This is a genomic window from Amycolatopsis sp. NBC_01488, from assembly GCF_036227105.1.
Lineage (GTDB): Bacteria > Actinomycetota > Actinomycetes > Mycobacteriales > Pseudonocardiaceae > Amycolatopsis.
The window spans coordinates 9,162,568-9,176,081 of the sequence record NZ_CP109434.1 but is presented as its reverse complement, the minus strand read 5'-3'; the positions used below and the strand labels follow the sequence as shown (position 1 = coordinate 9,176,081).

Annotated in this window: 17 protein-coding genes; 13 read left to right on the top strand and 4 right to left on the bottom strand. The window is 70.3% G+C overall.

Translation table 11 applies throughout. The annotated features are described in order from the left end of the window. The first annotated feature begins 117 nt into the window (after positions 1–117). Both OG738_RS43050 and OG738_RS43045 read left to right on the top strand, forming a co-directional pair. Positions 118–879 carry a lysophospholipid acyltransferase family protein gene (locus OG738_RS43050; protein ID WP_329049754.1) on the top strand — a complete coding sequence of 254 codons (762 nt, stop codon included), beginning with the start codon at positions 118–120 and terminating at the stop codon, positions 877–879. A 20-nt stretch (positions 880–899) separates the two neighbouring features. After that, positions 900–1,388, top strand: coding sequence for a polyadenylate-specific 3'-exoribonuclease AS (locus tag OG738_RS43045; RefSeq protein WP_329049752.1), 489 nt, complete (start codon positions 900–902; stop codon positions 1,386–1,388). A gap of 3 nt (positions 1,389–1,391) precedes the next feature. Here OG738_RS43045 and OG738_RS43040 read toward each other — a convergent pair whose 3' ends face one another. Continuing rightward, a complete protein-coding gene (locus OG738_RS43040; RefSeq protein ID WP_329049750.1) occupies positions 1,392–1,856 on the bottom strand; it encodes an Lrp/AsnC family transcriptional regulator in 465 nt (154 codons plus the stop codon). Positions 1,857–1,965: 109 nt separating this feature from the next. On the opposite strand from OG738_RS43040, the gene OG738_RS43035 reads away from it, so the two are divergent. Both OG738_RS43035 and OG738_RS43030 read left to right on the top strand, forming a co-directional pair. Beyond that, positions 1,966–2,814: a DMT family transporter gene (locus tag OG738_RS43035; protein ID WP_329049749.1), complete on the top strand. Its 849-nt coding sequence runs from the start codon at positions 1,966–1,968 to the stop codon at positions 2,812–2,814. Next, on the top strand, positions 2,811–3,224 hold the full coding sequence (locus OG738_RS43030; protein ID WP_329049747.1) for a DUF2000 domain-containing protein: 414 nt from the start codon (positions 2,811–2,813) through the stop codon (positions 3,222–3,224). The genes OG738_RS43035 and OG738_RS43030 overlap by 4 nt, the downstream gene beginning before the upstream one ends. Before the next feature lie 65 nt (positions 3,225–3,289). On the opposite strand, the gene OG738_RS43025 is transcribed toward OG738_RS43030, so the two are convergent. Then, entirely contained in the window at positions 3,290–4,372 is a 1,083-nt protein-coding gene (locus OG738_RS43025; RefSeq protein ID WP_329049746.1) for a 3-deoxy-7-phosphoheptulonate synthase, read from the bottom strand. A gap of 282 nt (positions 4,373–4,654) precedes the next feature. Between OG738_RS43025 and OG738_RS43020 the strand changes: the two genes are divergently transcribed. Beyond that, positions 4,655–5,680 carry a 6-phosphofructokinase gene (locus tag OG738_RS43020; RefSeq protein WP_329049745.1) on the top strand — a complete coding sequence of 342 codons (1,026 nt, stop codon included), beginning with the start codon at positions 4,655–4,657 and terminating at the stop codon, positions 5,678–5,680. A gap of 92 nt (positions 5,681–5,772) precedes the next feature. Here the strand turns inward: OG738_RS43020 and OG738_RS43015 are convergent, their stop codons facing one another. Next, complete coding sequence (locus OG738_RS43015) at positions 5,773–6,255, bottom strand: group II truncated hemoglobin (protein WP_329049743.1); 483 nt, start codon at positions 6,253–6,255, stop codon at positions 5,773–5,775. A gap of 67 nt (positions 6,256–6,322) precedes the next feature. On the opposite strand from OG738_RS43015, the gene OG738_RS43010 reads away from it, so the two are divergent. Then, on the top strand, positions 6,323–6,670 hold the full coding sequence (locus OG738_RS43010) for a winged helix-turn-helix transcriptional regulator (RefSeq protein ID WP_329049742.1): 348 nt from the start codon (positions 6,323–6,325) through the stop codon (positions 6,668–6,670). A gap of 20 nt (positions 6,671–6,690) precedes the next feature. Here the strand turns inward: OG738_RS43010 and OG738_RS43005 are convergent, their stop codons facing one another. After that, entirely contained in the window at positions 6,691–6,999 is a 309-nt protein-coding gene (locus tag OG738_RS43005; protein WP_329057039.1) for an ArsR/SmtB family transcription factor, read from the bottom strand. Positions 7,000–7,158: 159 nt separating this feature from the next. Here OG738_RS43005 and OG738_RS43000 point away from each other — a divergent pair, with 159 nt between their 5' ends. The 7 genes from OG738_RS43000 to OG738_RS42970 all read left to right on the top strand — a co-directional run bounded on the left by OG738_RS43000 (position 7,159) and on the right by OG738_RS42970 (position 13,510). Continuing rightward, entirely contained in the window at positions 7,159–8,382 is a 1,224-nt protein-coding gene (locus OG738_RS43000) for a glycoside hydrolase family 18 protein (protein WP_329049740.1), read from the top strand. A gap of 55 nt (positions 8,383–8,437) precedes the next feature. Further along, on the top strand, positions 8,438–9,103 hold the full coding sequence (locus tag OG738_RS42995; protein WP_329049739.1) for a DUF2461 domain-containing protein: 666 nt from the start codon (positions 8,438–8,440) through the stop codon (positions 9,101–9,103). 125 nt (positions 9,104–9,228) lie between these two features. Next, positions 9,229–10,653, top strand: a complete 1,425-nt coding sequence (pyk, locus tag OG738_RS42990) for a pyruvate kinase (protein ID WP_329049738.1) — start codon at positions 9,229–9,231, stop codon at positions 10,651–10,653. Positions 10,654–10,744: 91 nt separating this feature from the next. Then, the gene (locus tag OG738_RS42985; protein WP_329049736.1) at positions 10,745–11,641 is read left to right on the top strand and encodes an acyl-CoA thioesterase; all 897 of its coding nucleotides are present in this window, start codon (positions 10,745–10,747) and stop codon (positions 11,639–11,641) included. 379 nt (positions 11,642–12,020) lie between these two features. Then, the gene (locus tag OG738_RS42980) at positions 12,021–12,923 is read left to right on the top strand and encodes a helix-turn-helix domain-containing protein (protein ID WP_329049735.1); all 903 of its coding nucleotides are present in this window, start codon (positions 12,021–12,023) and stop codon (positions 12,921–12,923) included. Positions 12,924–12,936: 13 nt separating this feature from the next. Then, the gene (locus OG738_RS42975) at positions 12,937–13,140 is read left to right on the top strand and encodes a DUF397 domain-containing protein (protein ID WP_329049733.1); all 204 of its coding nucleotides are present in this window, start codon (positions 12,937–12,939) and stop codon (positions 13,138–13,140) included. 160 nt (positions 13,141–13,300) lie between these two features. Next, complete coding sequence (locus OG738_RS42970; protein ID WP_329049731.1) at positions 13,301–13,510, top strand: hypothetical protein; 210 nt, start codon at positions 13,301–13,303, stop codon at positions 13,508–13,510. Positions 13,511–13,514 lie beyond the last annotated feature (4 nt).

Below are 13,514 nucleotides of genomic sequence, written 5' to 3'. Positions count from 1 at the left end.
GATCGATCGCTGCCGGGTGGTAACCGGGTGGTCTCCGTTGTGCGGCGGCCACCGGGGTTCGTAGGCTGGCCGTCGCGGGTGACAGGGGTTGAGCTGCGATGGAGGACTGAGGCACCGGTGCTGTACTGGCTCATGAAGTGGGTATTCATCGGACCGCTGCTCAAGACGCTGTGGCCGACCAAGGTCGTCGGCGCGGAGAACATCCCGGAGACCGGCGGCGCGATCCTGGCCGGCAACCACCTGGCGGTCGCGGACTCGTTCTTCATGCCGCTGCGCGTCAAGCGCAAGGTGACCTTCCCGGCCAAGTCCGAGTACTTCACCGAGCCCGGCTTCAAGGGCCTGCTCAAGAAGTGGTTCTTCACCGGCGTCGGCCAGTTCCCGATCGACCGCTCCGGCGGCAACGCCGCGCAGGCCGCGCTCGACACGGCGATCCGCCTGGTCAAGGCCGGCCACCTGCTCGGCATCTACCCCGAGGGCACCCGCTCCCCGGACGGCCGCCTGTACAAGGGCAAGACCGGCGTCGCCCGGATCGCGCTGGAGTCCGGCGGCGTCGTCGTCCCGGTGGCGATGATCGGCACGGACAAGGTCAACCCGATCGGCTCCAAGATGTGGTGGCCGCGGCGCCTCGAAGTCCGCTTCGGCAAGCCGCTCGACTTCTCGCGCTACGAAGGTCTCGCCGGTGACCGCTTCATCGAGCGGTCCATCACGGACGAGATCATGTACGCGCTGATGGAGCTGTCCGGCCAGGAGTACGTCGACATCTACGCGGCCAAGGCCAAGGAACTGCTGGCCGCCGAAGCCGCCGGGCTGAAGCCGAAGGTGCCCGCCCAGCCGACCGCCCAGGACGCGGCCCGGGTGCCCGAGTCCAAGGTCGGCTGACGCACCACTAGGGTTCACCGGTGCGTTTTTTCTACGACACCGAGTTCATCGAAGACGGCGTGACCATCGACCTGGTGTCCATCGGTGTCGTTGACGAGCGGGGCCGCGAGTTCTACGCGGTTTCGACCGAGTTCGATCCCTCGAAGGCCGGGCAGTGGGTCCGGGACAACGTCCTGGACAAGCTGCCGTCGCCCGCCGACAAAGCGTGGCGCAGCCGCGAGAAGATCCGCGCCGACCTGCTGGAGTTCTTCGGCAAGCCCCCGGGTGGGATCGAGCTGTGGGCGTGGTTCGCCGCGTACGACCACGTCGCGCTCGCCCAGCTGTGGGGTCCGATGCCGGCGTTGCCGCGGCAACTGCCGCGCTTCACGCGGGACCTGCGCCAGCGGTGGGAGGACGCGGGCAAGCCGAAGCTGCCGTCGGCCCCCACCGACCAGCACGACGCCCTCGCGGACGCGAAGCACAACCTCGCGCGCTGGGAAGTCATCGAGGAGTACTTCCACCGCCGCTGACGCTCACGCGTCGGGCACCACCGGCGTTACCACGGTGCGGCGGACGTGACTGAAGATCACCGACGTCCGGACGTCGACGATCTCCTTGCGCTGGGTCAGCCGGTCGAGGACGAACCCACTCAGGTGGTCGTTGTCGGCGACCGCGATGTGCAGCAGGAAGTCGTCGCTGCCGGACATCACGAACACCGACAGCACCTCGGGCAGCCCCGCCACGAACGCGCGGAACGACTCGATCACGGCCCGGTCGGGCGGACGCAGCCGCACCGCGACCATCGCCTGCACCGGACGGCCGATCTTCTTCAGGTCGACGTCGACGTGGTGCCCGCGCACGATCCCGCGCCGGGTCAGGTCCCGCACCCGTTCCAGGCACGTCGACTGCGCGATGTGCAGCTTGCGGGCCAGCTCCTTGTTGGTCTGCTTGGCGTCCTCCTGCAGGAGGGTCAGCAGCGCCGAATCCAGTTCGTCCATCTCGCCCGCGCTTTCCTCGTACTGGTGTGCAATTCGGCGTTCCGCGTGAGTTGCCGAATCCAACACGATGTTCTTCGGACTCTGTCCGTTCGCTGCCTAGTCTCACGCCATGATCACAGAAACGCGTGGCCGCTGCGTGGCCGCCGTCCTGGCCGCCGCGCTGATCTGGAGCAGCTCGTTCGCGGTCACCAAAGTCGCACTGGCGGAGATCCCGCCGATGACCCTCGGCGCGCTGCGGTTCGTCCTCGCCGCGCTCGTTCTCGGCATCGCGGCGCGCCGTTCTCCTCAGCCATCCGCCCGGCAGCGCTTGTCCATCGGGGGCGCCGGCCTGCTCGGGATCACGGCGTACTTCGCGCTGGAAAACGCCGGCGTCGACCTGGCGACCGCGTCCGACGCGACGCTGATCGTCGCCGCCTACCCGATCATCACGCTGGTCTTGTCCGGCCGCGCCGCGTTCTCCCCGGTCCGGCTGGTGGGCATGCTGGTGGCTCTCGCCGGGGTCTGGCTGGTCGTGCGGGAGCACTCCGGCGGGGGACACCGGCTGTGGGGCGACGTGCTGCTGGTCGCCGGCGGCGTCGCCTGGGCGGCCTACAACCTGGTCGTACGCCGGGACCGTTCCGGCGCCTCGCCGATCGTGGTCACGTACTACCAGACGTTGGCGGGCGCGGGCGGTTTCGTCCTGCTGTCGCTGACGGAGACGGGCCGCTGGAGCGTCCCGACCGGAGGAACCCTGCTGCGGATCGGCTTCCTCGCGGTCTTCTGCTCGGTGGCGGCTTTCCTGCTGTACAACCACGGACTCCGCGGGCTGGAGCCGAGCGTCGCGGTCAACCTGCTCAACGTGGTCCCGGTGGCAGGTCTCGGCTGGGCCGTGGTGCTTGCCGGGGAGAGCTTGGCCCTTTCTCAGCTGCTCGGCGGGGCCGTCGTGCTCGCCGGCGTTTTCCTCGGGAGCCGGAAGTGAAGGCTCGGCACAAGTGCGCGATCGTGGTCGGCGCGGAGCTGCCCGTGGGCTTGGCGGCCAACGCCGCGGGCGTCCTGTCGGTGACCCTCGGGCACCGGGTCGAGGGGCTCGTCGGGGCCGACGTCGAGGACGCCGACGGCGTCGCGCATCCGGGGATCATCCACGTGCCGCTGCCGATCCTGACGGCCTCGCGCGAGGAGATCGCCGCCATCGTCCGGGCGGCCGCCGAAGACAGCGAACTCTTCTTCGTCGCCTTCAGCGCGCTCGCCCAGAGCTGCCGCACCTACGAGGAGTACACGGCCAGGATGGCGGCCACGCCCACCGCGGGCCTCGACAGCGTCGGCGTCGCCCTGCACGGCCCGCGCAAGCGCGTCGACCGGCTGGTCGGATGGCTGCCGCTGCTGCGCTGACGGCCCGAAACCGTCGGGGGTCCCCGGTAACGTGAAAACCGGGGGACCCCCAGGCCGGGGACCTCTCAGCGGCGCGCCCGCACCGCCGCGGCCAGCTCGTCCAGCAGCGGGGCCGTGTCGTCCCACGCCAGGCAGGCGTCCGTGATCGACTGGCCGTACGTCAGCTTCTCCGGGTGCCCCAGCGCAAGGTCCTGCCGCCCGGCCGCGAGGAAGCTCTCCATCATCAGCCCGCTGATCCCGCGCTCGCCGGCGCCGATCCGTGCCGCCAGCTCGCGCACCACTTCGCCCTGGCGCACGTGGTCCTTGCCGCTGTTGCCGTGGCTCGCGTCGATGATCACGCGCTCCGGCAGCCCCGACTTCGCCAGCCGCGCCAGCGTGTCCGCCACCGTTGCCGCGTCGTAGTTCGGGCCGGCGTTGTGGCCGCGCAGGATCACGTGGCAGTCCGGGTTGCCGGCCGTCGTGAGCAGCGCCGCCAGGCCGTCGGTGCTGATGCCCGGGAACACGTGGCTCGCCGCGGCCGCACGCGTCGCGTCGACCGCCACCTGGACGTCGCCCTCGGTCGAGTTCTTGATGCCCACCGGCATCGACAGCGCGCTGCACAGCTGGCGGTGCACCTGGCTCGCCGCGGTCCGCGCGCCGATCGACCCCCACGTCACGATGTCGCTGATGAACTGCGGCGTGATCGGGTCGAGGAACTCGCACCCGACCGGCAGGCCGAGCCCGGAGACGTCGAGCAGCAGCTTGCGCGCCAGCCGCAGCCCCTTGTTGACGGCGAACGTCCCGTCCAGGTCCGGGTCGTTGATCAGGCCCTTCCAGCCCAGCGTGGTGCGCGGCTTCTCGAAGTACACGCGCATGACGACGTGCAGGTCCGCGTGCAGCTCGTCGGCCTTGGCGGCCAGCTTGCGGGCGTAGTCGAGGGCGGCTTCCGGGTCGTGCACCGAGCACGGGCCGACGACCACGAGCAGCCGGTCGTCCCGGCCTTCGAGGATGTCGACCGTTTCCGCGCGGCCCTGCCGCACGACCTTGGCGACCGCGGCGTCGACCGGATGGTCTTCGCGTAGCAGCGCGGGCGAGATGAGCGGACTGATCGACGTCGTGCGCGCGGCGTCGAGATCGCCGATCGTGGCGGGTCCGGCCGAGAGAGTCATCGCGGGGGTGGTCCTTCCTGGTGGACACCGACCCGCGGAGGATTCGCCGAGCCGGTTGGGAGATCCGGCTCGGGGTGGCGGTCAGCGCAGGTTCACGCCGCCGTGCCCACCCGGGGCCGGCTTCGTAAACCAGAAATAGCGCTGCACGCAGCCAAGGTAGCACAGCCCGGAGCCGGACCGATGCGGCACGTGGTCCGGGCTGCACCGATCAAGACGTTTGCCGCTACGCTGGCTCTCGACGAAATGTGACTGCCATCTCCAGAGAACAGACGGAGGCTTCTCATGCGTGTCGGTGTGCTGACCGGCGGCGGCGACTGCCCGGGGCTCAACGCGGTGATCCGCGCGGTGGTGCGTAAGGGCATCGAGGTCCACGGCTGGGACTTCGTGGGCTTCCGGAACGGCTGGAACGGCCCGCTGACCGGGGACAGCCGCCCGCTCGGCCTCAATGACGTCGAGGACATCCTCACCCGCGGCGGCACCATCCTGCGGTCCTCGCGCACCAACCCGTACAAGGTCGACGGCGGCGTCGAGAAGATCAAGCAGGTCCTGGCCGACCAGGGCGTCGACGCGCTGATCGCGATCGGCGGCGAGGACACCCTCGGCGTCGCGAAGCGGCTCACGGACGACGGCGTCGGCGTCGTGGGCGTGCCCAAGACGATCGACAACGACCTGGGCGCCACCGACTACACGTTCGGCTTCGACACCGCGGTCTCCATCGCGACCGAGGCGATCGACCGGCTGCACACCACGGCCGAGTCGCACCACCGTGCGCTGGTCGTCGAGGTCATGGGCCGCCACGCCGGCTGGATCGCGCTGCACTCCGGCCTCGCCGGCGGCGCGAGCGTGATCCTGGTGCCGGAGCGGCAGTTCGACGTCGACCAGGTCGTCTCCTGGGTCGAGCGCCGCTTCGAGAAGGAGTTCGCGCCGATCATCGTCGTCGCCGAGGGCGCGCTGCCCGAGGGCGGCGAGGAGAAGCTGCTCACCGGCGAGAAGGACGCCTTCGGGCACGTCCGCCTCGGCGGCATCGGCACCTGGCTGGCCGACGAGATCGCCCACCGCACCGGCAAGGAGTCCCGCGCGGTGGTCCTGGGCCACGTCCAGCGCGGCGGCACCCCGACGGCCTACGACCGCGTCCTCGCGACCCGCTTCGGCCTCCACGCCGTCGACGCGGTGGCGGACGGCGACTTCGGCGTGATGGTCGCCCTGAAGGGCACGGACATCGTCCGCGTGAAGCTCTCCGAGGCGACCGCCGAGCTGAAGACGGTCCCGGTCGAGCGCTACGAGGAAGCCGAAGTCTTCTTCGGCTGAGTCTGCGCGCATGAGGGGCACCTTCATGGCTTTCACCGCCATAAAGGTGCCCCTCGTGGCGTCTCAGGTCCGGGCGAGTGCGGCCAGGACGGCTACGGCGCGGGTGGCTGCCAGGGCGGCATCGGCCAGTCCCAGCGCGGCACCGGTTCGTGGAGGTCCGGCTCGGCGCCGGGGGCCGAGAACACGACGGCCAGGCGGCTGCCCCACTCGAGGTAGCCGGCGAGGGCGGCGCGGAACTCGGGGTCACCGGGCAGGCCGGCCTCGTCGGCGGCGTCGAGCAGCAGGTTCACCCACCGGCGGCGCTGCTCCTCCGTGATGCCGCGGCCGAGGTGGCGCCCGACCATGTGGGCGTGGCCGCCGTGGCTCGCGGAGTAGTCGGCCGGCCCGCCGAACACCTCGCCGAGCCAGACCGCGACGTGCTTCGGGTGGTCCGGGTCCATGCCGCGGAACACGGGCTCGAGCAGCGGGTCTTCCAGGACGTGGCCGTAGAAGATCGTCAGCAGCTTCACGAGGGCTTCGTGGCCGCCCGCCCAGTGGTAGAGGGTGGGGGTCGGCGGGGTTTCTGGCACGATCACCCGGTCAGGCAACCAGGGGCGGCCCGGCCGGGCAACCACGTACTTTCCGGTGCGTAGGGAGAGCGGGATGAAGCGATACCACTGCGCGGTGGAGCTGGCGGTCGACCTGATCGGCGGCAAGTGGAAGCCGGTGATCCTCGCGCACCTCAAGGAAGGCGCGCACCGCTACGGCGAACTGCGGCGCCGCATGCCGGGGGTGAGCGAGAAGATGCTGACCCAGCAGCTGCGCGAGCTGGCGGCGGACGGGATCGTGCGGCGCCTCGAGCTCGACGGCCGGGTGCCGCACGTGGAGTACCACCTGACGGAGGTGGGGGAGGAGCTCCGGCCGGCGCTGACGGCGTTGTACGAGTGGGGCGAGCGCCGCGCGGCGGCCGCGGGCATCGCGTTCGAACCGGCTGGGGAGCCCCAGGCGTAACGCCACGTCGAAGCGGCTCGTCAGCGCGGGTCGGTCTCGTCCAACCGGCGCTCCAGCGCGTCGAGCCGGTCCGACCAGAACTGGCGGTAGGGCGCGAGCCAGGCGTCCACTTCGGCCAAGGGCTCCGGCCGCAGCGCGTAGCACCGCCGCTGCGCCGCCACCCGGACCGTCACGAGCCCGGCCTCCCGCAGCACCCGCAGGTGCTTCGACACCGCGGGCTGGCTGAGCGAAAGCTCGTCGACCAGCTCGCCGACCGAGCGCTCGCCGGCGCGCAGCAGGTCCAGGATCGTGCGGCGGCGGGGTTCGGCCAGCACCTCGAACGTCTGCATCACCCCTGAAAGGTGCTCGCCCCGCATATTCCTGTCAAGGCATGCACACTCGGCCAATCTGGTCTGAACCATTGACCTAATGGTCTAGTCCACTTACGGTGGTGTGGTCCCCACCACTCCGGCTCCGTCGCCGTGAGTAATTCTCCGAAGGGAGAAAGCATGTCCCGTTTCCGCAGGAAGAGCTTCTCGGCGCTGCTGGCCGTAGCCGCCGCCGCGGGCCTGGTCGCGGGAGCCGCGACCGCCCCGGTGGCCACCGCCGCCACCGAAGCCACGCAGGCCTCGGTCGGCAAGGTCGTCGGCTACTTCACCGACTGGGGTGTCTACGACCGCAACTACCACGTCAAGAACATCGAGACGTCGGGCTCGGCGAGCAAGCTGACCCACATCAACTACGCGTTCGGCAACGTGACGAACGGCGGCTGCGCGATCGGCGACGCCTACGCGGACTACCAGAAGACCTACGACGCCGCGGGCAGCGTCGACGGCGTCGCCGACACTTGGGACCAGCCCCTCGCCGGCAGCTTCAACCAGCTCAAGAAGCTCAAGGCCAAGCACCCCGGCCTGAAGGTCATCTGGTCGTTCGGCGGCTGGACATGGTCGGGCGGCTTCGGGCAGGCCGCGCAGAACCCCGCGGCGTTCGCGAACTCCTGCTACAACCTGGTCAACGACCCGCGCTGGGCCGGCGTCTTCGACGGCATCGACATCGATTGGGAGTACCCCAACTCCTGCGGCCTGAGCTGCGACACCAGCGGTGCCGCGGCGTACAAGAACCTGATGGCCGCGCTGCGCGCCAAGTTCGGCTCGAAGCTCGTCACCTCGGCGATCACCGCCGACGGCACCGGCGGCGGCAAGCTCGACGCGGCCGACTACGGCGGCGCCGCGCAGTACGTCGACTGGTACAACGTCATGACCTACGACTACTTCGGCGCCTGGGCCGCGCAGGGCCCGACCGCCCCGCACTCGCCGCTGACCAGCTACAACGGCATCCCGACGGCCGGCTTCTACGCCGACGCGGCGATCCAGAAGCTGAAGAGCAAGGGCGTGCCGTCCAGCAAGCTGCTGCTGGGCATCGGCTTCTACGGCCGCGGCTGGACCGGCGTCACGCAGAGCGCCCCGGGCGGCACCGCGACCGGCCCGGCGGCGGGCAAGTACGAGCAGGGCATCGAGGACTACAAGGTGCTCAAGACGTCCTGCCCGTCGACCGGCACGGTCGCCGGCACCGCGTACGCCAAGTGCGGCAGCAACTGGTGGAGCTACGACACCCCGTCGACGATCGGCGGGAAGATGTCCTACGCCAAGCAGCAGGGCCTCGGCGGCGCGATGGTCTGGGAGCTGTCCGGTGACACCACCAACGGCGAGCTGATCACGGCCGTCGCGAAGTAGCACCTCACGGGGGCACCGGCAGAACTTGTCGGTGCCCCCGATTATCGTCCCCGTCGTGACGTTCAGCGGATTCGGCGAGTACGCCGTCGACTTCTACGACGGCCTCGTGGAGGACAACTCCAAGCCCTACTGGGACGACCACGTCGAGACCTACAAGTCCGACGTCCGGGCCCCGATGGAGGCGCTGCTCGCCGAGCTCGCCCCGGAGTTCTCCGACGGCTTCGGCGAGCCCAAGGTGTTCCGCCCCTACCGCGACGTCCGCTTCGCCAAGGACAAGACGCCGTACAAGACCCACTGTGGCGCAGTGGTCGAGCAGGGCCGTGGTGGCGGCGCGTACTACGTCGAGGTGGGCCCGGAGGGTCTGCGCGTCGGCGGCGGCTGCTTCCACCTGGCCTCCGACCAGATCGCCCGCTTCCGCACGGCCGTCGACACGGAGCTGCACGGCGAAGCGCTGGCGAAGATCCTGAAGAAGCTCGAGAAGACCGGCTGGGAGATCCGGGGCGACCGGCTGAAGTCGAAGCCCCGCGGCTTCGACGCCGACCACCCCCGCCTCGACCTGCTGCGCTACCGCTCGGTGTACGCGATCCGCGGCTGGGAGCCCGACGACGTCCTGCACGAGCGGGGTGCGCTCGACCGGGTCCGGAAGGCGTGGCGGCAGTTGCGCGAGTTCAACGAATGGGCCCGTGACCGGGTCGGGCCCAGCGAGCAGCCGCGCCGTTAGCGGCTTTCGGGGGCTAGCCCCGGTTGTCACGGCGTCCCCTGACCCCGCAGGTTTCTGAACAGTTTCTCTGAACTTTTCGGGATCGGTACAGACGAACGCGCGGAGAGGGACTACGCTATGCGAACGTGAGCCGACGCGCGAAGATCGTTTGTACCCTGGGCCCTGCCACCGCTACGCCGGAGAAGATGCGGGCCCTCGTCGACGCTGGCATGGACGTGGCCAGGATGAACTTCAGCCACGGCAGCCACAGCGACCACAAGGAGGTCTACGACCTCATCCGGACCGCGGCCGCCGAAAGCGGCCGGGCGGTCGGCATCCTCGCCGACCTGCAGGGCCCGAAGATCCGGCTCGGCACCTTCGCCGGTGGCCCGGTCGAGTGGCACACCGGCGATGTCGTCCGGATCACCGTCGAGGACGTCGCGGGCACCCACGACCGCGTCTCGACCACCTACAAGGGCCTGGCGAAGGACGCCAAGCCCGGCGACCGGCTGCTCGTCGACGACGGCAAGGTCGGCCTGGTGGTCAAGGGCGTCGAGGGCCCGGACGTGGTCTGCGAGGTGACCGAGGGCGGTCCCGTCAGCAACAACAAGGGCGTCTCCCTGCCCGGCATGGACGTCTCGGTGCCGGCGATGTCCGAGAAGGACATCGAGGACCTCGAGTTCGCCCTCGAGCTGGGCGTCGACTTCATCGCCCTGTCCTTCGTCCGCTCGCCCGCCGACATCGACCTGGTCCACCAGGTGATGGACCGGGTCGGCAAGGGCCGGCTGCCGGTCGTCGCCAAGATCGAGAAGCCCGAAGCCGTCTACAACCTCGAAGCCATCGTGCTGGCCTTCGACGCGGTGATGGTCGCCCGCGGCGACCTCGGCGTCGAGCTGCCGCTGGAGCAGGTCCCGCTGGTGCAGAAGCGCGCCATCCAGATCTGCCGCGAGAACGCGAAGCCGGTCATCGTCGCGACGCAGATGCTCGAGTCGATGATCAACAACTCCCGGCCGACCCGCGCCGAGGCCTCCGACGTCGCGAACGCGGTGCTCGACGGCACCGACGCGGTGATGCTGTCCGGCGAGACCAGCGTCGGCCGGTACCCGATCGAGACCGTGCAGACGATGGGCCGGATCGTCGAGGCGGTCGAGACCGACTCGCCGGTCGTCCCGCCGCTGACGCACGTTCCGCGCACCAAGCGCGGCGTGATCTCCTACGCCGCGCGCGACATCGGCGAGCGGCTCAACGCGAAGGCGCTGGTCGCCTTCACACAGTCCGGTGACACCGTGCGCCGCCTGGCCCGGCTGCACACGCGGCTGCCGCTGCTGGCGTTCACGCCGGAGGACTGCGTGCGCAGCCAGCTGTCGATGACCTGGGGCACCAACACCCACATCGTGCCGCGGGTGGAGTCCACCGACCAGATGATCCAGCAGGTCGACCACGCGATGCTCGAGATGGGCAAGTACCAGAAGGGTGACCTGGTCGTCATCGTCGCCGGCTCGCCGCCGGGCACCGTGGGCTCGACGAACCTGATCCACGTGCACCGCCTCGGTGAAGACGACCACGCATAAGGGACGTCCCCCCGTTCAGCACATAGGCTCCGCCTTCCTCCCCACCACCGCCCTCAAAGGAGGCGCTTCGCGCCGCTGTTAGGTTCCCTGCATGACTGAATTGGCCAGGACGGCCGCCACCGAACTGGAGATCCCGGGTGGCGGCCAGCCGGTGCTGGACCGCTTGATCGCGCTCCTCGACCTGGAAAAGATCGAAGAGAACATCTTCCGCGGCGTCTCGCCAGCCCACTCGCCGGTGCGGGTGTTCGGCGGGCAGGTCGCCGGCCAGGCGCTGGTCGCGGCCGGGCGGACGGTCCCCGAGGAACGCCGGGTCCACTCGCTGCACGCGTACTTCATCCGCGGCGGCGACCCCAGCGTGCCGATCATCTACGAGGTCGACCGGATCCGGGACGGCCGGTCGTTCACCACGCGCCGGGTCGTCGCGATCCAGCACGGCAAGGCGATCTTCTCGCTGTCGGCGTCGTTCCAGACCGACGAACCGGGCATCGAGCACGCCGAGGCGATGCCGGAAGGCGTGCCCGCGCCGGAGACGCTGCCGACGCTGATGGAACGCGCCCAGGGCTACGCGATCGGCGCGCACAGCCGGCCGCGGCCGATCGACCTGCGCTACGTCAACGAGCCGCCGTGGGTCACCCGCGAGACGGGGGAGCGGCCGGCGCGCAACCAGGTGTGGATGCGCGCCGACGGGAAGCTGCCCGACCAGCAGCTGCTGCACGTCTGCGTGCTGACCTACGCCTCGGACATGACGCTGCTGGACTCGGTGCTCGCGCGCCACGGCGTCTACTGGGACACCGACAAGGTGCTCGGCGCGAGCCTCGACCACGCGCTCTGGTTCCACCGGCCCTTCCGCGCCGACGAGTGGTTCCTCTACGACAGCGCGTCCCCGACCGCCTCCGGCGCCCGCGGCCTGGCCACGGGCCGGTTCTTCGGCGCGGACGGCACGCTCATCGCGACGGTCGTCCAAGAAGGACTCTTGCGCGTCCTCTGAAGTCCGTGGGGAAATCACCCTCACGGGCGACGAATGGGCGGAATAATCAATCTGCCAATAGGGCACCAAGATCGGGGAAGAGGGCCGGGACCGATCGGGGGACGGCCCCGGGCCTCTTCTTCCGACGACCGCACGGCGCGCCGCGGAGTCATCGTCTACGCTGCTCACAGGCCTCAGGTGGGGCTGGAGGGCAAGCCCGTCGGAACCTGGCCGTGGCCTGCCGCAGAGCAGGGTGCGAGCATACAGAAGCATTCTGCAAATTGCAGAAGCGACGCACGTACCGGCCGGATAATCGGTGCCGTGCGATTACCCGGTCGTTCATGTTGGATACTGGCAGCAAGCGAACGGCTACGACGCCGTCGACATCCGGAGGTGCGCGATGGCAAGGGGACAGAGCCCCACGGTTCGCCGCCGGAGGCTCGCGGGCGAGCTGCGCCGGCTGCGCGAAGCCGCGGACCTCACGATCGACGAAGTGGGCGAAAAGCTCGAGTGCTCCGCGTCGAAGGTCAGCCGCATCGAGACCGGCCACGTCGGGGTCACCCCGCGTGACGCGCGGGACATGCTGGCCCTCTACGGCATCACCGGCGACGAGCAGGAGGCGCTCGTCCAGCTGGCCAGGGAGGCCCGCAAGCGCGGCTGGTGGCACGCCTACAACGAGGTCTTCACCGGCACGTTCGTCGGGCTCGAGGCCGACGCCAGCTCGTTGCGCGCGTTCCAGGCGCTGCTGGTGCCGGGCCTGCTGCAGACCGAGCGGTACGCCCGCGCGGTGATCCGGGCGCTGCGGCCGGACGCCGAGGACGCCGAGATCCGCCGGCGCGTCGCGGCCCGGATGGCGCGCCAGGAGCTGCTGTCCGACACCCCGCCGCCGGAGTACTGGGCGGTGATGGACGAAGCCGTGCTGCGCCGCGTCGTCGACGGCCCCGAGGTGATGGCCGAGCAGCTCTACCGCATGATCGCGGTCGCCGAGAAGCCGAACGTGACCGTCCAGGTCGTGCCGTTCGGCGCCGGCGCGCACCCGGGCATGGAGGGCCCGTTCCTGATCATGGGCTTCCCCGAGCAGGCCGACCCGGACGTCGTCTACGTCGACGACAGCACCTCCAGCGGCCTCTACCTGGAGGAACCCACAGACGTCCGGCGCTACGGGCTGATGTTCGACCATCTGCGCGCGGCCGCACTGAAGCCGGACGACTCGGTGGCGCTGATCGCCGAGGCCGCCGGACGGTTCGCCGAACAGGCGGCCGTTCCGGCTCCGGTGCACCATCTGGAACCGAGGACACAGTAAGGGAGTGGGGACCATGGAAACCGAACTTTCCGAGGCGCGGTGGCGCAAGAGCAGTCACAGCGGCGGCGGCAACGACTGCGTCGAGGTCGCGTTCGTCGCCGGCGGCGCCGCCGTGCGCGACTCGAAGGACCCCGAAGGTGGTGCGTTCCGCCTGCCCGCATCGGGCTGGCGGGGGCTGCTGGCCGCGGTGCGGCCCGGCGGCCCGGCGCGTGACTGAGGCGGTTTCGAAGACCCCTTACCCCCGCCGAGCTGGGCTCGGCCGGGAGTAAGGGGTCTTTTCGCGGGCAGGGCTGCGTGATCACCCGATGCCTGAGGGCCCCCCTCAGGACGAACCTGAGTGCTACCAACCGGAGAACTCGGGGACAAAGGGGAACACGATGCACAGCGATCTGCTGCTCGACGCGGTCCGAGCCGAAGCGGCCTACCGGGCCGAAGAACTGCGGAAGGCCGGGCGCAGCGCCTGGGCCGTCCGCGCCCGCCGCGCCGTCCGCCACCTGCGGGCCGCGCACACCGATGTCGAGGTGCCGGCGCAGGAGCGCCGGGAGGCCACGCGGGAGACCGCGGGCGTCGGCAAGACCGCCCGGTAGGGGC